The following is a 21,067-nucleotide window of genomic DNA, read 5'->3' on the forward strand; positions in this document are numbered from 1 at the left end:
TTTTTTGATTTTTTCGACCGCTGGTTGATGAGACTTATGTCTGTTGTGATCTTCGTCAGCACCGCAGCGATTATCTGTCTTATCAGCTTTTTGATCCTGTCGCGGTTTGTTTTCGGCTGGTCGATCGTCGGCCTGCTAGAGCTGTCCACACTTAGTGCGCTGTGGCTCTATATGGTTGGCGCAATCGTCGCGTCACGCAACCGCGAACATATCACGGTCGATTTCATCACACAGTCACTCAACTCCCCCCGACTTCGTGCGGCCCATGAAGTCGCGGTTTCCGTGATCATCTTTGTGTTTGGGCTGTTCTTTTTGTCTTTAACAAAGGACATGATTGATTGGTCGCTACACAGACCGCAAGTCACCCCGGGACTGGGCATTTCTTTGTTTTACGGTCAGGCTGCATTGGTCGCGGCGGCGGTTGTGGGCACCGCCTATACCCTTCGCGATATCATCAAATCGGCAGGCGTACTTGTTCACGGCAACAGGGGGGCCTGATCATGGAACCAATTTGGGCAATACTTATCCTGATCGGGCTGATGGTGTTCGGCATTCCCGTCGCTTGGAGCTTTGCCGGAGTGCTGATGTTCCTGATCTGGGCTTATGACGTCAGCACCACAACTTTGCTATTACAGGGGTTTCGATCGCTTGATTCAGTGATCCTGCTGGCGTTGCCACTGTTCGTTCTTGCGGGATACCTGATGCAAAGCGGCGGTGTCGCGCGTCGATTGATCGGTTTTATGGAATTGATGGTGCGCGGACGCAAAGGTGGCCTTGGCGCGGCGCTCGTCCTGTCATCCGGCGTGTTCGGTGCGATCTCTGGCACTGCAACAGCGGCTGTTGCCTCAATCGGCACGATCATGGTGGATCCGCTGGCAGAACGGGGCTATCCGCGCGGCTATACCTCTGCCTTGCTGGGGCTATCATCGCTGCTGGGGATCCTGATCCCGCCATCGCTAACAATGATCTTGTTCGGAGTCGTCACAAGGCAGTCGATCACAGCGCTGTTCGCAGCAACGATTGTGCCCGGTATCATGCTGCTGGTCGCTTTGATAATCTTCAACCGTTTCATGGCCAAACGCTTTCTTCCTGTCGATGCCGAAACGGGCATACCGGGACAAGCTCGGGAACGGGGCGGTATGGTTTTCGGCAAGGCGCTACCCGCGCTGTCGATGCCGGTCATCATCCTTGGGGGCATCTATGGCGGTGTCTTTACCCCGACCGAGGCGGCAGCTATCGCTTGCGTGGTGGCGATCTTCATCGGCTTTTTCATCTACCGCGATCTGACGTTCCGCGGCTTGTGGAATAGTTTCGTTGAAGCGGGGCAGACCACAGGAACCATCATCTTCATTCTGCTGTTTTCCTTCATGATAGGGCGCGTGATGGTGTCCGAAGGCGTGCCACAGGATCTGACCCGAACCGTTGCTGCCCTGACTGACAACCGCATTCTGATCCTGCTTCTGGTCAACGCATTCCTGATCTTTGTCGGGATGATTATGGATGATCTTTCGGTTACGGTGGTTATCGCGCCGCTGTTCATGCCTTTGATGCGGGACGTTGGCATTGACCCCGTGCATTTCGGCTCAATCGTGGCCTGTTCGGTTGTGATCGGGGCCAACAGCCCGCCGGTGGCACCGATCCTTTATATGGCGTGCCGCATCGGAAAGGTGTCAATCCATCACGCGGTCCTGCCCGCCTTGCAGATGATCGTTTTTGTGGCCTTGCCCATCATGATCGCAGTCACCTTCTTCCCCGCGCTGTCGCTGTTTGTGCCGCGACTTTTGGGCGTTCACTAAATTTAGGACCGGTTAATAATGATGAAAATCTGCATTCTGGAAGCGGACACGCCAAGCGACGATCTTGTGGGCATTGCGGGCACCTACGGCGACATGTTCGAAACCTGGTTGTCGCCAGTCCTGCCACATGCCCGTTTTTCGTGTATCGCGGCGTATAAGGGCGATTTACCCGCATCGGTTGATGATTACGACGGGTACCTGATCACCGGGTCGCTTAACAGTGCCTATGACGACATTGCGTGGATTCACAGCCTTCGGGATTTTGTGCGTCAGGTTATATCATGCGGTGTCCCAGTCGGCGGCGCCTGCTTCGGCCACCAGTTAATTGCCGAGGCGATGGGTGGCACAGTGGCTTTGTGTAAAAGCGGCTGGTCCGTTGGAAAAACCGAGTATCGAGCCACATCAGTGGGCAGTACGTGGTTCGGCCAAGATATATTGCAGGTACTGGCCTTTCACCGTGATCAAGTGGTGGAATTGCCGCCCACCGCGACGCCACTGGCGGGGAACGATCATTGCCCTTGGGCGGCACTTGCTTATGGGGATAAGGCTTTGTCCATCCAATTTCACCCTGAATTCGCGCCGGAATATGTCTCGGCCCTGATCCTTAAGGACTCAGAAGGATCAATTCCGGCCGAGCTGGCAATATCTGCGGTCAAGAACATCGGGCTAGGCGATACTGATGTTGTCGCACGCGCTTTTGCAAAATTGTTCGCTGTGCAGTGAACGCGGGGGTGCGCTACGTTACGGTAATGTCGCCGCCGCGATTGGTGGAAATCCGCCGCAGATGGCCAAGCCTCCCTGCTACCCCGAGCTAAACTACCACCCTGCAAAGGGCGCGACCTCGGCGTTGCTGACCAGACCGGCGCTTGCATCTGTGACCGCCTGCAACAGCAGCGCAGCGCCCTCTTCGGCCTGTTGCGCCGTCAGTGTCAGCGGTGGCGTCAGTTCCAACACGTTTGATTGCATCCCGACGTAGTAGAACACAGCCCCAAGCTGCCAAGCGCGGTAGACGGTTTTTCGGGCCAGATCCGGATCAGGGGCATTGGTCTGCGGGTCGACCAGTTCCACCCCGATGGCCAGTCCCCGCCCGCGGATGTCCCCGATTTGCGGTATCTCCGTGGCCCCTGCGCGGAGGCAGCCCGTCAAAACCTCGCCTGTCGTGCGGGCCGCATCCGCCAGATGTTCCGCACCGATCCTGTCCAGCACGGCAAGCGCAGCAGCGGCGCAGACCGGATTGCCGTGCAGGGTTTGCATGGAAAAGGCTGTCGCGTGATCCATCACCCAAGCCGGACCGATCACTGCAGAAATGGGCAAACCGCCACCCAAACCCTTGCCAAGCACCAGTATATCCGGCGTAAATCCTTCGTGCATGTAACAATGCAAGGAACCTGTCCGCGCCAGTCCGACCTTGACCTCGTCACAGACCGTCAGAATGCCGTATCGGGCGCAAAGCTTTGCCAATCCGGCAAGAAATCCCGTCGGCGGCACGATCAACCCGCCATCCGCCTGTATCGGTTCCAGAAAGAAGCCGGCGACGTCCTCTCCCGGACAGGTGGTTTCCAGCAGATGTTCGATGTGATCCAGCAAAGCCTGCCCGCTGGCATCCCCTTCAAACGGGCGGAAAGGATCGGGATAAGGCACCAGCGTCAGCCCGCCGTCCTTGGCGACACCTTCCTGTGCGCTATGGCCCGACACCGCCATAGAGCCTTGCGTACCACCGTGATAGGCTCCTGAAAATGCCATAATACGGGGGCGCCCTGTCGCCGCTGGCAAGACCCGCGCCACGGTTTCATTGGCATCACTTCCCGAATGGCCAAGCCAGACACGGCGCTCCGCCGCACCCGGTGTCAGGCGCAGCAGGGTTTCAGCCAGTTCCACAGCAACCGCATTCGTACCCGACAGGATAGAAGCCCCCGCCTGCCCTGAAAGCGCCCCGTCGATTGCGCGGCGCAAGGCCGGATGCCCGTGCCCAAGGCTGGCCGCGCCCCAAGAAGCCGACAGATCCAGCAAACGGCGGCCACCTTCCTCGATCAGGTAACAGCCCTCGCCCCGCTCAACCGCCAGCGGAAAGAACCGTAGTTTCTGCAAGGTGGACAGCGCCGCTTTATCGCGGGAATAAAGCGGCGCTTTGGTCATGATTTTACCTGCGCCAGTTCGTCGATCAGCTCTTGCGTGGTCATCTGACGGCAATAGCCTTTGATCGTGCGGATGGAATGGTCGTGGCGTTCCTGCGAATAGGTCATGCAGGCATCCGTGACCTGCGTGACCAGATAGCCCAGATCACAGGCATCACGGATTGCGCCTTCAACGCATTGATCGGTAACGATGCCGCTGATCACCAGTTGTTTCACCCCGAGATTGCGCAACACATAGTCAATATGGGTCGACACAAATACGGAAGAAGAGGATTTCGGAAAGACGATTTCATCGTCACCCGGGGCGATTTCGTCGATCACCTTTCCGTCCCATGACCCTTTGGGAACGTTAAACCCTGTGATCTTGTAATCAAGGCTGCGGTCGCGTCCGTCTTTGGTCAGGCTTTCGATGGTAGTATACAACACCTCTCCCTTGGCCGCACGAAACGCAGATTGCAGGCGCTGCATGTTCGGGATGACGCGGGTATTCATCTGGTCAAAGAACCAGCCGTATTCCGCCTCAAATTCCGCGTCCGGCATGTCCTTGAACTCTCCGCCATCGCGACGGGCGGCAAAATTTTGCACGTCGATGAACAGCAGGGCGGATTGGTCCAACACCAAAGGGACTTCGCGGGTCAGTGTCATTTCAGGTCCTTTTCTACAAATATGCGGATCGCCTGCGTCAGCCATTCCGCCCAGCGGGACTGGCCTTCGCCGTCAGCGATCTGGTCGTTACAAATCTCGATCAAACTGTGGGGCAGGTTTTTTGCCTCTCCGTGGCGGGGCACAAACCAGTCGCTTTCATCGTCGATCTGATAAGGCTCGTTCAGGCCGATACGCTCTGCCGGCACAAATGCTTCAAACGCGCTGGCCAGCGTTCGGGATGTGGTTTCATCGTTGCGAAACAGAAAACCGATGTCCCACGGGCGATGCTGCCCGGCCATGCTGCGGGTAAAGCTGTGAATTGACAGCACCGCGTTGCAGGCCGGTTTGCCCAATTGTTCGTCCACGACCGTTTGATAAGGCGTGAAAATTTCGTCTATACGCTGGCGTTTTTGTTCGGGTGTCAGGTTCTGGTTCGCTGGCACCACCACCCCGTCACTGACCACAGGCATTGCGGTTTCGCTTTCGGGCGGGCGGTTACAGTCAATCACCAGACGGCTGTAGCGTTGCAACACCAGCGTCGCGCCAAGCTGCGAGGCAACCTTTTGCGCCACGGCCTCCGCACCGATGTCCCATGCGATATGGGCGGTCAGGTCGTCCCCCGTCAGCCCCATACGCCCGAGCGTTTCCGGAATCCTGCGCCCTGCATGTTCGCAGACCAGCACAACCGGATAGGCACTGTTAGGGTTAACCACTTCATACGGTGTGGGATCATCCGGCCCCAGCAGGCTGTTTTGCGGTGTCGTACCAGAGTTCATAATCAAACTTTCTCCGCTTTCAAAGTGGCCGAGGGGATAAGTCCGTTGGGACGGAACAGCAAGACCAAGACGACAATCCCAAGCCCGATCGGTTCACGGAATTCCTGCATTTCAGGGGGCAGGAAAGCAGAGAGGTAAATCTCGATGAAACCAAGCAGAAAGCCACCGGCCACAGCGCCGCGTAAAGACCCGAGCCCGCCAAGGATGGCCGCGATAAAGGCTTTCAGCACCGGCATGAACCCCATCAACGGATCGACCGAGGCCCGCTGACTGACCCAAAGCACCGCCGCCACGCCAGCCAGCAGGCCGGACAGGGCAAATGCCCCGGCAATCACTGTGTTGGCGCGGATTCCCATCAGGCGGGCCACGGCGAAATCCTCGGCTGCGGCGCGCATGGCAATTCCGGTTTTCTGGTGTTTCATAAACCAGTCAAGGAACACCAGCATCACCACCGTCGCGATAATCGCGGCGAGCTTGTTCACCCCGATCACCATCCCCGCGATATGTACGCTGTCCGACAGCATGGCCGGCAGCAAAACCGGTTGGGAGCGGGTGGAGATCAGGTTCTGGAACAGCACTTGTAAAATCATTGCCACGGCAAAACTGGTGACGAGCATGGTTGCCCCCGACCCGTTGCGCACCGGGCGAAAGGCGATCCGTTCCATCAGGACAGCCGCCAGCACGGAAGCCATCAGCGCAAGAGGCACAGCCACCACGAAAGACACCCCTGCAATGCCGCAATACATCAGCACATATCCCGCAATGGTCATCAGTTCGCCGTGGGCGAAGTTGATCAGCCCCATGATGGAGAACACCACCGCCAGCCCCAGTGCGAGCAGCGCATACGTGCCCCCGAGCGCCAGCGCATTCACGGTTTGCTGTAGGAAAATATCCATAGGTCAGTTCGCTCCTAGATAGGCATCTTGCATGGTGCCACTGGCTGTCAGTTCCGCAGGTTTGCCCTGCTCCACCACTTCGCCGTTCACCAGAACATAGGCGCGATCTGCCACTTGCAGCGTCTTGGCCACATTCTGTTCCACCAGTAAAAGCGTCACGCCTTGCTCTCGCAGTTTCAGGATAAGATCGAATATCTGGTCCACGATCAGCGGTGCCAACCCGAGCGAGGGTTCGTCAAGCAACAGCACACGGGGATTGGACATTAGCGCCCGACCGACCGCCAGCATTTGTTGCTGACCCCCCGACAGGGTGCCCGCATATTGGTCTTTCCGTTCCAGCAGGATCGGGAACAGGTCGTAGACCCGCGCATAGGCGGCCTCTACCGCGTCTTTGTCACTAAGGGCGAAGGCGCCCATCCGCAGATTGTCCGCGACACTTAGCGTGCCAAACACCCGCCGCCCTTCGGGTGACAGGGTCAACCCGCTCGGGGCGAGCGTTTCGGGCGCGGCGCCGGTAATGTCGCGCCCTTCAAACGTCACCTGACCGGAGGCGGTGGGAACAAGGCCGGTAATCGCATTCATTATAGAGGATTTACCGGCCCCGTTCGCGCCCAGAAAGGCGACGATCTCGCCTTGCCGGATTTCAAAATTCACCCCGCGCACCGCTTTCACAGCGCCGTAACTGACGTGAAGGTCGTGGGCGGACAGAAGCGGTTGCATGGGGCGGCGTCCTTATTGCATACGCGGCGCTGGGATCAGCGCGGCATCGGGGCTGGGGGAGCCAAGAAATTCACGGCCCGCATCCTTCACGCGGATCAGGGACACCTGACGCACAGGCATACCATCCGTACCCTTATAAGTGATCGCACTGGTCGCACCCTGCACGTTTTCCAGATTTGCAATCGCATCGCGCAGCGCTTTCGGATCGGTTGACCCGTCTGCTGCCAGAACCGCTGCCTCGATCACCTTGATCAGATCATAGCCCACCGCGTTGAACACAGTTTCGGACTCACTGCCTGTGGTTTCCTTGTATTTCGCATTGAATGCCGCCAGCGGAGAGCCGTCTTCGGCGTAACCGGCCGTGGTAAAGACAACGCCTTCACCAGCCTCGCCAAGCGAGAATGTTGTCGGGCTGTCGATGCCGTCAGAGCCGATCATCTGGCTGGTCACTCCGGCAGAGCGCAGGGCTTTCAGCATTGAAGGGAAGTCAGGTTCGTAGGATGAAGTCATGATCACATCGGGCTGTTCCGGCAGCGCCGCGATGCGTGTGGCGATGGCCGAGAAATCCTGCTGGCCGATGGAATGGGTGTCCTGACCCAGCACCGTACCGCCCATTTTCTCAAACACTTCGGCAAAATAGAGCGGCATGGTGGTGTACTGGCTGTCGGGCGAATAGATGATGTAAGCGGTGTCGTGCCCTTGCTCTTGCGCCCAAGCCGCAGAAACAGTTGCCTGTACGTTATCGCCGGGGAAGTTTGCGAACATGTAATCGCCCCCGATCATCGGTAGGGTCGGAGAGGAGGCACAGGTCGAAATCGCCGGAATTTCTGCCGAGGATACAATCCCGATTGCAGCCAGCGCCGGATCAGCGTCACAGGGAAGGATCAGGGCGGAAATGCCGGTGTCCACTAGTTCCTGCACCGCGATCGAGGTCTGCGCCGCATCGGAACGCACGTCTTTTTCGATCAATTCGATCTTGGTGGTTCCGCCGATCCCGCCAGCCGCATTGATTTCGTCGATAGCGATGTGGATGCCTTCCATCACCGGCGCATCATAGGGCGCAAGCCCGCCGGTCTGTGCCGTGGCCGCGCCAATGCGCAGGGTGTCGGCAAAGGAGGGTGCCGCAAGCAGCGCCCCTATAGCTGTAAGAGTAAGTAACTTTTTCATTGTCTTCTCCATGTTGATGTTGGCGGGTCAGGAATGACCCAGATAGGCTTCTATGACGGCCGGATTTTTTCTTATGTCTTCGGGAACGCCCTGCGCGATCTCGGCGCCCTCGTTTAATACGATGATCCTGTCGCAAAGCTGGTTGATCAGCTTGAGGTCGTGATCGACGATCAGCACACCCAGCCCCAGTTCCCCTGTCAGCTTTTGCAATGTCGCCATCAGATCATCGGTTTCCTCGCGGTTCATACCTGCCGCCGGTTCGTCCAGAAACAGAAGCGAGGGTTCACAGGCCAGCGCGCGGGCGATTTCCACACGGCGCTGGTCGCCGTAAGACAGGGTGTTGGCGTCACTGCCGGCGAACTGGCTGATCCCCATAGCCTGAATTGCGCTTTCGCAACGCTCTGTTGCCCGTTCGCCCTTGTTGGTGGACAGCGCCGCTATCAGAACGTTCTGATAGACGGTCAACGTGTCAAACAGGCGGATGTTCTGAAAGGTGCGGGCAATCCCGTGGTTCGCCACCTCGTATGGTTTCGCCTGCGTCAGATCCGTATCGCCGCGCAGGACCTTTCCCTCGCTCGGGGCGAGCACGCCGGACAGCATGTTCAAAAGCGTCGTCTTGCCCGATCCGTTCGGACCGATCAGCCCGACGATTTCCCCGCTGTGCACCGTGATGGACACATCCTTAACCGCGACAAGCCCGCCAAACCGCATGGTCAGATTTTGCCCCTGCAACGGGGTCGGATCGACAGGTTTCGCCGCCCCTGCCGCTGCGGGTTGTGCCGGATCAACGCGGTGGCCGGGGAAGAAGCGTTCTTCCAGTTCCTTCAGCCCGGCCAGTCCTTCGGGTTTGCGGAACATGGCAAAAAGAATGATCAGGCCGATACCGATTTGCGTGGTGCCAAAGACAGCGGGCATTTCCAGTCCGGCCAGATTGAACCCGCCTTCAAAGCGGCGCAGGATCTCTGTCACCAATGTGATGGTCACAGCCCCTGTGATGGCACCTGTCACAGTGGACATGCCACCCACGATCAGCATCGCCAGCAACAGGAACGTATCTGCAAAGTAGAATTTTTTCGGGCTGAACGCGCCAAGGAAGTGGGCGATTAGCGCACCGGACAAGGCCATGATTGCCGCGCTCAGCACCCATGAAATCAGCCGCTCCTTGCGAATGTTTACACCAACCGCACCGGCGGCAATGGCGTTTTCGCGTCCCGCCCGCAACCGCAGCCCCGAAACGGAATCGCGGTAGAGCCTTGCCGCGATTAGGGCCAGAATACAGAAAACCGCCGCGGCCCAGAGGGTTGTTTCCCGCGGGACACCAAAGAAAGATTGCGAACCGCGGGTCACATCGCGCCAGCCGATGATGACACCGTGGGTGATGATCAACAGGCCAAGTGTTGCAATCGTCGCCGCTGATCCTTCCAGCCGGTTAAGCGCCAGTCCCACAATCAGGGCCAGCACCGAGGTAACGACCACCGCGATCAGAATTGCGCTGAGAAACCCGGTCTCTGTCGCCGCCAACCAGTCCGGCAGCTTGGGCAAGGTCGCCATTTTCATCTGCGCAGGCAGGGTCAGCAGCCCTGATACATACGCGCCGATGCCCATAAAAGACAGATGCCCAAAGCTCAGGATGCCGCTGTTCCCAGAATACAGCCCCATACCTACAACCGCGATCAAAGAGATGAAAAACACGGTCAGGATACGTTCGCTCGCAGGGCCAAGCGCCGTTGCCACAAGGCTGGCGGCAACAGCCAGCACAACGATGCCGGCGAGGGATGCAAGAAGATGTCTGGCAGGTGAAGTGGTCATCAGGAGTCCCGTTTCGTGTAGGAACAGCATTGACATAAAACTTTCACAGTCAAGATTTTTGTTCTGTTTGACACAAAACTTTTAGTTTGCTTTATTGTCACGAACGCCACAGGCTCTGCCGGAAGCGTTGCGACAAGGGACACCGACATGGACGTAAAAAGCCGCATTGAAGATATGTCTGCGGAGCTGACCGCGACCGAACGGCGGCTGAGCGCCAGCCTGTTGGTAGACTATCCCTTTGCGGGTTTGCAGCCGATTCAGGAGCTGGCGCAAAAGACGCAAACCTCCTCGCCGTCCATATCCCGCTTTGTATCCAAACTCGGCTTTTCCGGCTATCAGGATTTCCAGCGCCAGTTGATCAGCGAGTTGAAAGACGGCCAGCGGTCCCCCGTTGATCTGCAAAAGACCAGCGTGCCAGTGGAAGGCGCTTATCTGACAGGCTTTATGGAGCGGGCACAACGGATCGTCAATGAAACCGCGCAGGCGGTAACGGATGCCCAGTTCGAACGGGTCTGCACCCTGCTGAGCGATCCCAAACGCAGCGTATATGTGATCGGCGGCAGGATGAGCGATACGCTCGCCTCTTATCTGTCCCGTCACCTGCGCCAGATCAGGGGCAAGGTGTTTCACCTGCCCCCCGATCCCGAAGTCTGGCCGGAATACCTGTTGCGCATGCGACCGCGCGATGTCCTTCTGGTGGCAGATTTCCGGCGCTATCAAAAAAGTCTGACGCCGCTGGCCGCCAGTGCACAGCGCAACCGCAATGCGCAGATTATCCTGCTGACCGACAAATGGCTGTCCCCTGTGGCCACCCACGCGACCGAAGTGATCGCCGTGCCGATCGACAACGGCACGCTTTGGGACTGTTACACAGGCGCAATGGCGCTAGTGGAGGGGGTTGTGACCCGCGTGGCGGAATCCAACTGGGACAAAACAAAAGACCGCATCGAAGCATGGGATGCCAATCGTATCGAATTTGGAGCAAATGATGAAAACAACTGAACCGCTGGTCTTTGCAGCCACATCGGATCTGGCCGGTATCACACGGGGCAAGGCCTTCCCGCTGTCCAAGCTGGACAGCCGGATGAAAAAGGGCGTTGGCTGGACCCCGACAAATGTGATGATCACCTGCTTTGAGCATATCGCAGAGGGGCCGTTCGGTGCGCTTGGCGATCTGTTGTTGAAACCTGACGCGGAAACGCTGGTGGAACTGAACCTTGGCGAAAAGGCTCCGGTGGAGCGTTTCGCGCTTGGGGATATTACCGATCTGCAAGGCGCGCCTTGGGAATGTTGCACGCGGTCTATCCTTAAAACGGCCCTTGCGCGGCTGGAGCAGCTTGGCGGTGTCGGACTGCTGGGCGCATTCGAGCATGAATTCCAGTTTCGCGGTGATGTTCCCGCAGGGCCGCAGGGCTATACGCTGAACGGGTTCTCACAGCGCCGCGCCTTCGGGGAATCCCTGATGGCGGGTCTGGAACAGGGCGGGTTAGAGACCGATACGTTCATGAAGGAATACGGCGAGAACCAGTATGAGGTCACAAACGGTCCCGCCAAGGGCGTGCGTGTCGCGGATGAGGCAGTGATCCTGCGGGAAGTCACCCGAATGACCGCCCGCTACCATGATGAAGCCGTGACCTTCACCCCGATCCGCGACACAGCGGGCGTCGGCAATGGCGTCCATATCCACATGAGCTTTACCGATGCCGCAGACAAGCCGGCCACTTGGGATGCTGAGGGACCGTTCGGGATGTCCAAAATCACGGGGTCTTTCATCGCAGGGATCCTCAAATACCTCGACAGTATCGTCGCACTGACCGCGCCTTCCGCAGTATCCTATCTGCGGCTAACCCCGCACCGCTGGAGCGCGGCTTTCAACAATCTGGGGTTCCGCGACCGCGAAGCCTCCGTCCGGATTTGCCCTGTCACTTCGGATGACCCCGAAAAGATTGCCCGTCAGTATAACTTTGAATATCGCGCGGCAGATGCTGCGGCTTCGCCCCATCTGGCACTGGCAGCGATTGTGCATGCGGGGTGTCAGGGGATCGAAGAAAACCTGCCCGCCCCTGCCGTGACACAAGAAGACCTGTCCGAACTGTCCCCAAAGGCGCTGGCCGAACGGGGCTATGTCCGCCTGCCCCAATCCCTTGAAGACGCGCTGGACCGTTTTCAGAGCAACGAAACCGTCTGCGGCTGGTTCCCCGGACAATTCCCATCCGTGTATGTTTCCCATAAACGGGGCGAATTAAGCGTGGTTCAAGATATGGACGAAGCCGGACGCTGTGCCGCCTATGAGGCAGTTTATTAAAGCGGAGGGGCTGCGATCCGGCCCCGCGCATATTTTCATGCAGTCCTGAGAGGAACCCCAAGGATCTCGCGGGCCTGCTGCCATGTGGCGACAGGGCGTTTGTATTTCTCGCAGAGTTCAGCCGCGCGGCGCACCAATGCGGCGTTAGAAGGCGCAAGCCTGTCGCGGTCAAGGCGCACGTTATCTTCCAGCCCTGTGCGGGCATGACCACCACTGGAAATTGCCCATTCGTTCAACACCACCTGCTGTGCACCAATCCCCGCGGCACACCACGGCGTATCTTCTCCAAACAGGCGCTTCACGGTTTTGATGTAAAAATCAAACACCTCGCGGTCCGCTGGCATGGCATTTTTCACGCCCATTACAAATTGCACGTAAGGGGTATCCTTGATCTGTCCCTTCTTGTGCATCTCTGCCGCTTTGAGAACATGGCTAAGGTCAAAGGCTTCGACCTCTGGCTTTATGCCGTATTCCAGCATCTCGGACGCCAGCCAGTCCACCAGTTCCGGCGGATTCTCGTACACCCGCGTCGGGAAATTGTTCGATCCAACGGACAGCGATGCCATATCCGGCGCAAGCGAAAGCATGCCGCCCCGCGTCTTGCCCGCCCCCGACCGGCCTCCGGTGGAGAACTGGATAACCATGCCGGGGCAGTGTTTTTCCAACCCCTCCTTCAGGCGCGCGAATTTCTCGGGGTCGGCAGAAGGTGTTTCGTCATCGTTGCGGACATGGGCATGAAAGATGGTTGCCCCTGCCTCAAAGGCTTCTTGCGTGGAATCCACCTGTTCGGCCACGGTTATCGGAACCGCCGGATTGTTCGCCTTGGTCGGCAGGGAACCGGTGATCGCGACGCAGATAATGCAGGGGTTTTCCATGATGCCTCTCAAATATCAAAAAAGATGGTTTCTTTCGGGCCTTGTAGATGGATGTCAAAACGATAGCTGCCATCGGCCGATTTTTCAGCCAGCAGTGTCGGGATACGGTTCTGGTGTTCGATCCGTGTCAGGATCGGATCGGCGGCGTTGGCTTCAGTCTCATCCGCGAAATAGATACGGGTATGAAGGCCAAGATTGATGCCCCGCGCCACGATCCAAACGGTGATATGTGGCGCCTGCATGCGCCCGTCCGGAAACGGCACAGCGCCCGGCTTTACGGTTTCAAAAGTAAACTCGCCCGTGTTCATATCGCCCGGCGATCGGCCCCATCCGGTAAAGTTCGGATCGGCTTGTCCACGGGTTTCGTTGGCAGAGGCAAACAGCCCCGCCGCATCCGGTTGCCAGATCTCGATCATCGCATCGCGCAGCGGTGTGCCGGTGCCGTCATAGACAACGCCTTTGATGGTGATCTCCTCTCCCTTTACAGGACCGGTTTTCATCGAGGTGCCAAGATCCCCGCCGTAAATTTCAATGCCGGTAAAATTCGGCGTACACCCAATATGCACATAAGGACCGGCGGTCTGGCTGGGGCTTTCTTTCAGATAGTCGAGCCGTTGGGTCATGGTTACAGCCCCTCCTTGCGGTTCTCAAAATAGGTCTGCCGTCGTCCGCGCAATACCATGTCAAACTTATAGGCGCGGCTGTCCATTGGAACGGTGCGGTTCATGTCCAAAAGGGCCGTCAGCGCATCCACCGCTTCCTGACTTTTCAGAACCCCGACGATCGGGCAGAGTTTGATATGGGGGTCGCCGTCAAAATACATCTGGGTGATCAGACGCTGTGCAAACCCGTGGCCGAACACCGAAAAATGGATATGGGCAGGACGCCAGTCGTTCATTCCGTTTGGCCAGGGATAGGGGCCGGGCTGGATGGTGCGAAACTCGTAAGAGCCGTCTTCCGCCGTGATCGTCCGCCCGCAACCGCCAAAGTTCGGGTCAAGCGCGGCCTGATACGCCTCTTTCTTGTGACGATAGCGCCCGCCTGCATTGGCCTGCCAGAACTCCACTAATGCACCCGGTACACCGCGCCCGTTTTCATCAAGTACGCGACCATGCACAATGATCCGCGGACCAATGGCAGATTCACCCGGTTTGGCGTAGTTCAGGATCAGGTCGTTATCAAGTTCGCCCAGAATGTTGTGCCCGAACACCGGAGAGGTTTCTTCGGACAGGGTTGTGGGAAAGGACAGTAACGCTGCTTGCGGGCTGCGCTTTACGCTGGTTTTATAAGGGGGCGTCAGCGCATCGGGCTGCCAGTTCCGGTCCCGCGGGATAAAACCGCCAGTGGGTTTGATCGGGCTCATAGGTCTATCCCCAATTCCTTGTAAGTCTCCTTGGCCAGCTTAATCGCATGGTTTGCTTTTGGCACCCCTGCATAGACCGCAACGTGCATGAACGCTTGCATCACCTCTTCCGGATTGGCACCAGTATTCTGCGTCGCGCGAATGTGCATGGGAATTTCTTCGAAATTCCCCATCGCCGCCAAGAGCGTGAGCGTCAGCAGGGAACGATCCCGCCGCGAAATCGTGTCATCCGCCCAGAGCGTGCCCCAAGCCCCTTCGGTAATCAGGCTTTGGAACGGTTCGTCAAAGGCGCTTTTGCCCGCTTCGGCACGATCCACATGGGCCGCACCCAAAACGTCACGGCGCACGGCCATGCCTGTGTCAAAACGCGTGGTCATTAAAGTCTCCTTAATAGGGCAGGCCGACGTAATTTTCCGCCATCGCCTGTTGCGCCGCCTTGTTGGAGCGCAGGAATTCCAGATCAGCGATCTGCATTTTCAAATCGAAACCGGATTGGTCAGGGTAGCGGTGCATCAGGGAAGAGAACCACCATGAGAACCGTTCCGCCTTCCACACCCGTTTCAGGGCCTTTTCGGAATAGGCGTCGATGCCGTCTTCCGAGCCGTTTTCGTAATAATCCCGCAACCCGTTAAACAGATAGTTCACATCAGACGCTGCCGTATTCAGCCCCTTGGCCCCCGTGGGCGGCACGATATGGGCGGCGTCACCACACAGGAACAACCGCCCCCAGCGCATCGGCTCGGTCACGAAAGAGCGTAGCGGCGCGATGGATTTTTCGATGGATGGCCCTGTCACCAGCGCGTCGGCGGTCTCTTTGGGAAGGCGGCGTTTCAATTCCATCCAGAACGCCTCGTCCGTCCAGTCCTTGGGACTGTCGCTGAGCGAACACTGGATATAATAACGGCTGAGGTTTTCATTGCGCATGGAACACAGCGCAAAACCCCGTTCGGAATTGGAATAGATCAGTTCGTGGTTAACAGGGGGTGTTTCGCTCAGGATACCGAGCCAGCCGAACGGATAGACTTTTTCATATTCCTTGCGCACATCAAGCGGGATCGTCTGGCGGCTGACACCGTGGAACCCGTCACACCCCGCTACGAAATCACACTCAATCCGGCGGCTTTCACCCGCGACTGTATAGGTAACGTAAGGCGCGTCGGAATTGGCGTCATTGATCACCACATCCTCGACTTCAAACTCGATCTTCCCGCCGGCTTTTTCCCGTGCGGCGTAAAGATCTCGGGTCACTTCGGTTTGGCCATAAACCATCACGGGCTTTCCGGTCAGTTCGGCAAAATCGATGCGGAAAATCTCATCCCCGTAGGACACCAGAGTGCCGTCATGGGGATAGCCCTCGGCGTGCATCCGCTCGGCGCAACCGGCCTGTTCCATCAGCCCGACCAGCCCCTGTTCCAGAACACCGGCACGAATCCGGCCCAGAACATAGTCCTTGGTTTTGCGTTCCAGTACGATGCTGTCGATGCCGTGTTTGTCCAAAAGCTGGGACAACAAAAGACCCGAAGGACCACCACCAATGATTGCAACTTGTGTCTTCACACCTGCCTCCGAGATTTTTCACCTCTTGTTACTACACTTTTCACAGTATAAAAAATGATAAAACAGGTGGTTTAGTTGCGATAATGGAAAGTAACCGGTTACGTAAAATTAAAATGCGCCATCTCTCTGCATTTGTAGAAACGGTGCGGCGGGGCAGTTTGAAGGCCGCGTCCGAACAGATCATGCTGACCCAACCGGCGATTTCCAAAACCCTTCGGGATCTGGAGGACATTCTCGGGGTGACGCTGTTGCATCGGGATCGGGGCGGCATCCGCCTGACCCGTGAGGGCGCGGTATTCCGCCAGTTTGCCGAACAGGGGTTGGCTGCGCTGAACCACGGATTGGCGAGCCTTGATGCATTGTCCGCAGGTCGTGCCACGCCGCTACGGATTGGCACTTTGCCCAGCGTTGCCGCCGATCTGCTGCCCGATGTGATCCTGCAATTTGGCGAACTTTCCCCTGCCACGCCGGTCACGGTCGAAGACGGCGGCATCCGGACCCTGCTGGAGCGGTTGCGCTCCGGCGCGCTTGATCTGGTGCTGGGGCGGATGGGGCAGCCGGAGATGATGACCGGCCTGTCCTTTACCCAGCTATACGCTGAACATGTGGTCTTTGCCGCGGCCAGCGACCACCCGCTAGCTCAGGAAACGCGGCTCGCTGCATTGACCGACAGCCTGATCCTCTACCCCCCGAAGGAGTCAGCCATCCGTCCGCTGGTGGACCGCTTCCTGATTTCGCAGGGCATCACGGATTGGCAGCACCGTTTGGAAACCGTGTCGAGTTCATTTGGCCGATCCATGACCCTTGGTCCGGCGCAGGCAATCTGGATCATCAGTCAGGGGGTTATCGCCCGCGAGGTTGCGTCGGGCCAGATGGTGACATTGCCGATTGATACGCAGGCTATGGCCGGACCTGTCGGGATCATGGCGCGCAGCGAGGAGGACCCGACCCCCGCAATCCGCCTGTTCCGTCAGGCACTGGTGACTGCGATAGGCAACGGCTGAACTGCCCGCCGTTCAATCCCCGCCCGTCCGGTCATGGGTGTAACACACGGTATCGGGAAATTCAGGCAGCCAGCTTTCGCGCCGTGCGCACCACAGCTCATACGTCGGTTTGAACATATTCGGCGCATCAAGGGCGCCAAGGTGTATTTCGATCTCGGCGCCGCTGCGCGACAGGACCGATGAGCCGCAATCCGGACAGAAGGCGCGACCTTCATAGGCTTTGTAATTGCCCTGCACCTCTATGGCGGTGTCGGGGAAAATTGCCGAGGCGTGAAAGACCGCGCCGTGATGTTTGCGGCACGACAGGCAGTGGCACAGCCCCACCCGCAGAGGTTCACCCTTGGCGGTAAACCGGATGTTCCCGCACAAACAGCCGCCTTCGCATCCTTCTGCCTGCATAACACACCTTCCTTAATCAGCCGCTAAAATACGGCAGCAACATCCAGAGCCCCATACCAACCATAATCAGGTTCTCTGACAGCGAAATCACCCCGAGCGGCACATTGGACCCGCCGCCTACGCAAGCACAAGTCAGCTCTCGTCGGTCGATATACACCGCCTTAATCACACTGACCGCGCCGATAAAGCCGATAAACAGGGCCACCGGCGCCACCAGCCAGATCAGGAAACTGTCGCGTCCGATCAGGGCTATCATCCCGATCCCCGCGTAAAGCTCCAGAAACGGATAGGCATAACCGTAGGGCACATAGCGGCGGGCAAGCAGGTCGTAGCCGAGGAATCCGTTAACAAATCCCTCAACATCCTGAAGCTTCTGGATCGCCAGTGCCACCATTGATGTGGCAAAGAACCATTTCAACAGGATCAGAAGCGGAAAGCCTTCATACAGGTTCAGAACAATCGCCAGCGCCATCAGTGCGGTAGAGGCAAAGATCGCGATGACCGGTTGATAGGTCGTGTCATCCTCGCCCAGCACCTTATAGCCGAAAAATTCTTTCAGGTCCGAATATCCGCCCACCTGTTCGCCGTCGATATAGGTGATCGGCGTCGTCTCAACCCTGTGGGACTCTTTGAATGCGTCTACCTCTTCGCGGGAGGTCAGCTTGGTATCCTCAACCTTGTACCCTTTGCGCTTCAGCAGGGATTTGGACTTCAAACCGAAAGGACATAAATGCCCCGGCATTGCCATCCGGTAAAGCGCGGCGGTCTTAGCCTCGCCTGTGGATTTGCTCGCGGCGGTTTGCGGCGTGTCAATCATTTCGGCCTGAGTCATCCCTACCTCCATCGCTTTCGGGGCGCGCAAATGGGTGCCGGCGCCTGCGGATTTCACTGTCACGATAACGGTAGACCGCGCGGTCCTGTTTTCAATACCGGCCATGGGGCTTTGGACGGGGGGCGGCGCTGCTTGACTTGTGCTGTCAACCTCCCTAGACCCCCGCTTCCGTCTCAGAACAGGAGCCTTCGCAATGGTCCAGAACAGCCACACACTCGGGATTGATTTCGGCACGTCGAACTCTGCCGCAGGATATTTGCGCGATGGCAAACCGCAGTTGATTAAGATGGACGGGGGCGACACCACCTTGCCGACCACCTTTTTCTTTGACTTTGAAAGCCGCAAAACCCTTATCGGGGAACCGGCAAATCAAGCGCTGCTAGCGGGGGCGGAGGGACGCTTCATGCGGGCGCTCAAACGGGTTCTTGGCACCAGCCTGATGCATGAAAAACGTCAGTTGTTTAACGAACGTATCAGCTTTGTCGATATTATCGGACGGTTTCTGGCAGAGATCAAATCCCGCGCCGAAGCCCAATCCGGACAGCAATTCACCAAAGCCCTGTCGGGGCGGCCTGTGGTGTTTCACGGCAGCGACGACCCGCGGGAGGATCAGGCCGTAGCAGACCTGCGCGCCTGTTATCTCGCCGCCGGTTTTGATGAGGTGAGCTTCATGGCCGAGCCGGAAGCCGCCGCCATTGCCAGCGGTGCGCTGGACCAGTCAGGCGAGATCGGGCTGATTGTGGACATCGGCGGCGGTACATCGGATTTTTCAGTGTTCCGCAGCCGCAACGGTGAGGTGGAAATCCTCGCCAATCACGGGATACGGATCGGGGGCACCGATTTTGACCACGACATCAGCTTTGCCCGCGTGATGCCCCTGCTGGGCAAAGGCAGTCTGCTGCGCGATGTGTTGGGGTCCGGCACAAAGCCCGCGCCCAATGCGATCTTTAACGATCTGGCCACTTGGGAGAAGATACCCTTCCTCTACACAGCACAGAACCGTAAAATGGTGGCGGATATGGTGCGGCAGGCGGAAGAGGTCGATAAGCTGCAACGTCTGGCCGAAGTGTTGGAGGACGAGCTTGGCCATGAGGTTGCCTTTGGCGTGGAGCAGGGCAAGATCGGCGCAAACAAAGGCCTGCCCGATGCTGCAATCCCACTAGACGGAATTGCAGCCGGGTTAAAGGCGCCATTGTCGGGCGAAACCCTGTCCGAACTGCTCTCCCCCTATGACACTGCGCTGCGCGTTGCGGCGCAGGACACTGTGAAACGGGCGGGACTGAAATATGCGCAGATTCACAAGGTGATTTATGTGGGCGGCTCAAGCCTGATGTCGGTTGTCTCCCGCTCCATGAAGGTGCAATTCCCCGATGCGGACCACAGTTTTTCCGAAGTTTTCACGGCGGTGACGGACGGTCTGGCGTTGGCGGCAGGCAGGGTTTAACCTGCCTGCGCATTCTCTCTAGTAGAACCAGCGCACCAGAACCATGGTGATCGAGGGGAAGGCCACCAGAATGGCGATCCGCACAATATCGGACGCCACAAACGGCAGTGAGCCGCGATAGGTTTCCCGAATGCTGATATTTTTTGCCATCGCATTGATCACAAACAGGTTCATGCCCACGGGCGGGGTGATCAGGCCGATTTCGGCAGACATCAGCACAAGAATACCGAACCAGATACCGACTTCTGCGGGCGGAATGCCAAAATCCAGTTGCGTGATGATCGGCACAAAAATCGGCACAGTCAAAAAGATCATCGCCAGAGAGTCCATCACCGTTCCGAGCACCACATAAAGCACCAGCATACCGATCAGGATTGCCCATGGGCTGAGGCTCGCCTCCAGAAAGACGGCGGCGAGTGTTTGGGGCACTTGGGCAGAGGACAGGAAAGAGTTGAACACCCCTGCTGCAAGGATGATGAAAAAGATCATGCCAGAAGTACGTGCCGTAGACAAAAGCGCGTCTTTTACCGCAGGCCAGTTCAGCGCCCGTTTGGACATGGCAACAATCGCTGTGCCTGCCACACCTACAGCCGCCGCAGCGGTGGGGGAAAACGCGCCTGTGTAAATGCCACCGATCACCAGTGTGAAAATCACCACCACAGGCCACACTGCGACAAGCGCGCGGAAGCGGTCACTATAGGGCATCCGTGGCAGGCTGTTGCCACTGCCCGGCACCATGCGCGTATAGATCGCAACCGTCACCATATAGCCGAGCATCGCCAGAATGCCCGGAACCAGCGCAGCGGTGAACAGTTTTTCAATATTTTCTTCGGCCAGAATTGCATAGACCACCAGCACAACAGAAGGCGGGATCAGGATGCCAAGCGTGCCGCCCGCCGCCAGTGCGCCGGTAGACAGGGCCCCGCTATAGCCCGCACGGTCGAGTTCGGGCAGCGCCACGCGGCCCATGCTCGATGCCGTGGCAAGGGAGGATCCGCAGACCGCTCCAAAACCGGCAGAGGCACCGATGGCCGCCATCGCCAACCCGCCTCGACGGTGGCCAAGCCATGCTTCGGCTGCTTTGAACAGGCTGGAGGACATCCCCCCCCGCGTTGCAAACTCGCTCATCAGCAGGAACAGCGGGATGATCGACAGGGAATAATTGGTCAGCGTGCCATAGGCAAAGGTCTTAAGCTGGCTGTCCATCATCCGCATGTTTCCGGCCACCAGATAGGTGCCAACCAGCCCGACAATGAACATGGCAGCGGCAAGGGGAATACGAAAGCCGATCAGAACCAGCAGTACCGGAAAGCTGAGCATGCCGATTTGGAATGGCGTCAGCGC

22 protein-coding genes are annotated in these 21,067 nt (G+C 57.9%); 7 read left to right on the plus strand and 15 right to left on the minus strand.

Annotation, left to right across the window (positions count from 1 at the left end; all coding sequences use genetic code 11):
• Nucleotides 1–36: 36 nt before the first annotated feature.
• The 3 genes from BFV97_RS11760 to BFV97_RS11770 are packed head-to-tail and all read left to right on the plus strand — an operon-like array spanning nt 37 to nt 2,519.
• The gene (locus BFV97_RS11760; RefSeq protein WP_157888320.1) at nt 37–498 is read left to right on the plus strand and encodes a TRAP transporter small permease; all 462 of its coding nucleotides are present in this window, start codon (nt 37–39) and stop codon (nt 496–498) included.
• A 2-nt stretch (nt 499–500) separates the two neighbouring features.
• Complete coding sequence (locus tag BFV97_RS11765) at nt 501–1,796, plus strand: TRAP transporter large permease (protein ID WP_069300564.1); 1,296 nt, start codon at nt 501–503, stop codon at nt 1,794–1,796.
• An 18-nt stretch (nt 1,797–1,814) separates the two neighbouring features.
• Nucleotides 1,815–2,519, plus strand: a complete 705-nt coding sequence (locus BFV97_RS11770) for a type 1 glutamine amidotransferase (RefSeq protein WP_069300565.1) — start codon at nt 1,815–1,817, stop codon at nt 2,517–2,519.
• A gap of 93 nt (nt 2,520–2,612) precedes the next feature.
• Here the strand turns inward: BFV97_RS11770 and BFV97_RS11775 are convergent, their stop codons facing one another.
• The 7 genes from BFV97_RS11775 to BFV97_RS11805 are packed head-to-tail and all read right to left on the minus strand — an operon-like array spanning nt 2,613 to nt 9,944.
• On the minus strand, nt 2,613–3,932 hold the full coding sequence (locus BFV97_RS11775; protein WP_069300566.1) for an aspartate aminotransferase family protein: 1,320 nt from the start codon (nt 3,930–3,932) through the stop codon (nt 2,613–2,615).
• On the minus strand, nt 3,929–4,576 hold the full coding sequence (locus BFV97_RS11780; protein WP_069300567.1) for a cysteine hydrolase family protein: 648 nt from the start codon (nt 4,574–4,576) through the stop codon (nt 3,929–3,931). Before BFV97_RS11780 ends, BFV97_RS11775 begins: the two co-directional genes overlap by 4 nt.
• Nucleotides 4,573–5,352 carry an N-formylglutamate amidohydrolase gene (locus BFV97_RS11785; protein WP_069300568.1) on the minus strand — a complete coding sequence of 260 codons (780 nt, stop codon included), beginning with the start codon at nt 5,350–5,352 and terminating at the stop codon, nt 4,573–4,575. Before BFV97_RS11785 ends, BFV97_RS11780 begins: the two co-directional genes overlap by 4 nt.
• A 2-nt stretch (nt 5,353–5,354) precedes the next feature.
• Complete coding sequence (locus tag BFV97_RS11790) at nt 5,355–6,248, minus strand: branched-chain amino acid ABC transporter permease (RefSeq protein ID WP_069300569.1); 894 nt, start codon at nt 6,246–6,248, stop codon at nt 5,355–5,357.
• 3 nt (nt 6,249–6,251) lie between these two features.
• Nucleotides 6,252–6,968 carry an ABC transporter ATP-binding protein gene (locus BFV97_RS11795; protein ID WP_069300570.1) on the minus strand — a complete coding sequence of 239 codons (717 nt, stop codon included), beginning with the start codon at nt 6,966–6,968 and terminating at the stop codon, nt 6,252–6,254.
• Between the two features lie 12 nt (nt 6,969–6,980).
• Entirely contained in the window at nt 6,981–8,135 is a 1,155-nt protein-coding gene (locus BFV97_RS11800) for an ABC transporter substrate-binding protein (RefSeq protein WP_069300571.1), read from the minus strand.
• Nucleotides 8,136–8,162: 27 nt separating this feature from the next.
• A complete protein-coding gene (locus tag BFV97_RS11805) occupies nt 8,163–9,944 on the minus strand; it encodes a branched-chain amino acid ABC transporter ATP-binding protein/permease (RefSeq protein ID WP_069300572.1) in 1,782 nt (593 codons plus the stop codon).
• Between the two features lie 147 nt (nt 9,945–10,091).
• On the opposite strand from BFV97_RS11805, the gene BFV97_RS11810 reads away from it, so the two are divergent.
• Nucleotides 10,092–10,946, plus strand: coding sequence for a MurR/RpiR family transcriptional regulator (locus BFV97_RS11810; protein WP_069300573.1), 855 nt, complete (start codon nt 10,092–10,094; stop codon nt 10,944–10,946).
• Entirely contained in the window at nt 10,933–12,249 is a 1,317-nt protein-coding gene (locus BFV97_RS11815; RefSeq protein WP_069300574.1) for a type I glutamate--ammonia ligase, read from the plus strand. Before BFV97_RS11810 ends, BFV97_RS11815 begins: the two co-directional genes overlap by 14 nt.
• 35 nt (nt 12,250–12,284) lie before the next feature.
• On the opposite strand, the gene BFV97_RS11820 is transcribed toward BFV97_RS11815, so the two are convergent.
• The 5 genes from BFV97_RS11820 to pobA are packed head-to-tail and all read right to left on the minus strand — an operon-like array spanning nt 12,285 to nt 16,044.
• Nucleotides 12,285–13,124 carry a 3-oxoadipate:acetyl-CoA acetyltransferase gene (locus tag BFV97_RS11820; RefSeq protein ID WP_069300575.1) on the minus strand — a complete coding sequence of 280 codons (840 nt, stop codon included), beginning with the start codon at nt 13,122–13,124 and terminating at the stop codon, nt 12,285–12,287.
• 8 nt (nt 13,125–13,132) lie between these two features.
• A complete protein-coding gene (gene pcaG / locus BFV97_RS11825) occupies nt 13,133–13,747 on the minus strand; it encodes a protocatechuate 3,4-dioxygenase subunit alpha (protein ID WP_069300576.1) in 615 nt (204 codons plus the stop codon).
• A 2-nt stretch (nt 13,748–13,749) separates the two neighbouring features.
• Nucleotides 13,750–14,487 carry a protocatechuate 3,4-dioxygenase subunit beta gene (gene pcaH / locus BFV97_RS11830; protein WP_069300577.1) on the minus strand — a complete coding sequence of 246 codons (738 nt, stop codon included), beginning with the start codon at nt 14,485–14,487 and terminating at the stop codon, nt 13,750–13,752.
• A complete protein-coding gene (gene pcaC / locus BFV97_RS11835; protein WP_069300578.1) occupies nt 14,484–14,864 on the minus strand; it encodes a 4-carboxymuconolactone decarboxylase in 381 nt (126 codons plus the stop codon). The genes pcaH and pcaC overlap by 4 nt, the downstream gene beginning before the upstream one ends.
• 10 nt (nt 14,865–14,874) lie before the next feature.
• Nucleotides 14,875–16,044 carry a 4-hydroxybenzoate 3-monooxygenase gene (gene pobA, locus BFV97_RS11840; RefSeq protein WP_069300579.1) on the minus strand — a complete coding sequence of 390 codons (1,170 nt, stop codon included), beginning with the start codon at nt 16,042–16,044 and terminating at the stop codon, nt 14,875–14,877.
• Between the two features lie 113 nt (nt 16,045–16,157).
• On the opposite strand from pobA, the gene pcaQ reads away from it, so the two are divergent.
• A complete protein-coding gene (gene pcaQ, locus BFV97_RS11845; protein ID WP_245667731.1) occupies nt 16,158–17,048 on the plus strand; it encodes a pca operon transcription factor PcaQ in 891 nt (296 codons plus the stop codon).
• A 12-nt stretch (nt 17,049–17,060) separates the two neighbouring features.
• Here the strand turns inward: pcaQ and BFV97_RS11850 are convergent, their stop codons facing one another.
• Together BFV97_RS11850 and BFV97_RS11855 are read right to left on the minus strand one after the other, a co-directional pair.
• A complete protein-coding gene (locus tag BFV97_RS11850) occupies nt 17,061–17,447 on the minus strand; it encodes a GFA family protein (RefSeq protein ID WP_069300581.1) in 387 nt (128 codons plus the stop codon).
• Nucleotides 17,448–17,463: 16 nt separating this feature from the next.
• Nucleotides 17,464–18,279 (minus strand): MauE/DoxX family redox-associated membrane protein, encoded by an 816-nt coding sequence (locus BFV97_RS11855; RefSeq protein ID WP_245667733.1) that lies wholly within the window; start codon nt 18,277–18,279, stop codon nt 17,464–17,466.
• Between the two features lie 193 nt (nt 18,280–18,472).
• On the opposite strand from BFV97_RS11855, the gene BFV97_RS11860 reads away from it, so the two are divergent.
• Nucleotides 18,473–19,723, plus strand: coding sequence for an Hsp70 family protein (locus tag BFV97_RS11860; protein WP_069300582.1), 1,251 nt, complete (start codon nt 18,473–18,475; stop codon nt 19,721–19,723).
• A gap of 18 nt (nt 19,724–19,741) precedes the next feature.
• On the opposite strand, the gene BFV97_RS11865 is transcribed toward BFV97_RS11860, so the two are convergent.
• Nucleotides 19,742–21,064 (minus strand): TRAP transporter large permease, encoded by a 1,323-nt coding sequence (locus BFV97_RS11865; RefSeq protein WP_069300705.1) that lies wholly within the window; start codon nt 21,062–21,064, stop codon nt 19,742–19,744.
• Nucleotides 21,065–21,067: the final 3 nt, after the last annotated feature.

Origin of the sequence: Neptunicoccus sediminis (assembly GCF_001719615.1) — a bacterium.
Classification (GTDB): Bacteria; Pseudomonadota; Alphaproteobacteria; order Rhodobacterales; family Rhodobacteraceae; genus Amylibacter; species Amylibacter sediminis.

Coding starts and splice junctions, on each gene's coding strand:
- BFV97_RS11760 (WP_157888320.1), top strand. CDS start 37: ATGTCTGTTGTGATCTTCGTCAGCACCGCAGCGATTATCTGTCTTATC.
- BFV97_RS11765 (WP_069300564.1), top strand. CDS start 501: ATGGAACCAATTTGGGCAATACTTATCCTGATCGGGCTGATGGTGTTC.
- BFV97_RS11770 (WP_069300565.1), top strand. CDS start 1,815: ATGATGAAAATCTGCATTCTGGAAGCGGACACGCCAAGCGACGATCTT.
- BFV97_RS11775 (WP_069300566.1), bottom strand. CDS start 3,932: ATGACCAAAGCGCCGCTTTATTCCCGCGATAAAGCGGCGCTGTCCACC.
- BFV97_RS11780 (WP_069300567.1), bottom strand. CDS start 4,576: ATGACACTGACCCGCGAAGTCCCTTTGGTGTTGGACCAATCCGCCCTG.
- BFV97_RS11785 (WP_069300568.1), bottom strand. CDS start 5,352: ATGAACTCTGGTACGACACCGCAAAACAGCCTGCTGGGGCCGGATGAT.
- BFV97_RS11790 (WP_069300569.1), bottom strand. CDS start 6,248: ATGGATATTTTCCTACAGCAAACCGTGAATGCGCTGGCGCTCGGGGGC.
- BFV97_RS11795 (WP_069300570.1), bottom strand. CDS start 6,968: ATGCAACCGCTTCTGTCCGCCCACGACCTTCACGTCAGTTACGGCGCT.
- BFV97_RS11800 (WP_069300571.1), bottom strand. CDS start 8,135: ATGAAAAAGTTACTTACTCTTACAGCTATAGGGGCGCTGCTTGCGGCA.
- BFV97_RS11805 (WP_069300572.1), bottom strand. CDS start 9,944: ATGACCACTTCACCTGCCAGACATCTTCTTGCATCCCTCGCCGGCATC.
- BFV97_RS11810 (WP_069300573.1), top strand. CDS start 10,092: ATGGACGTAAAAAGCCGCATTGAAGATATGTCTGCGGAGCTGACCGCG.
- BFV97_RS11815 (WP_069300574.1), top strand. CDS start 10,933: ATGAAAACAACTGAACCGCTGGTCTTTGCAGCCACATCGGATCTGGCC.
- BFV97_RS11820 (WP_069300575.1), bottom strand. CDS start 13,124: ATGGAAAACCCCTGCATTATCTGCGTCGCGATCACCGGTTCCCTGCCG.
- pcaG (WP_069300576.1), bottom strand. CDS start 13,747: ATGACCCAACGGCTCGACTATCTGAAAGAAAGCCCCAGCCAGACCGCC.
- pcaH (WP_069300577.1), bottom strand. CDS start 14,487: ATGAGCCCGATCAAACCCACTGGCGGTTTTATCCCGCGGGACCGGAAC.
- pcaC (WP_069300578.1), bottom strand. CDS start 14,864: ATGACCACGCGTTTTGACACAGGCATGGCCGTGCGCCGTGACGTTTTG.
- pcaQ (WP_245667731.1), top strand. CDS start 16,158: ATGCGCCATCTCTCTGCATTTGTAGAAACGGTGCGGCGGGGCAGTTTG.
- BFV97_RS11850 (WP_069300581.1), bottom strand. CDS start 17,447: ATGCAGGCAGAAGGATGCGAAGGCGGCTGTTTGTGCGGGAACATCCGG.
- BFV97_RS11855 (WP_245667733.1), bottom strand. CDS start 18,279: ATGACTCAGGCCGAAATGATTGACACGCCGCAAACCGCCGCGAGCAAA.
- BFV97_RS11860 (WP_069300582.1), top strand. CDS start 18,473: ATGGTCCAGAACAGCCACACACTCGGGATTGATTTCGGCACGTCGAAC.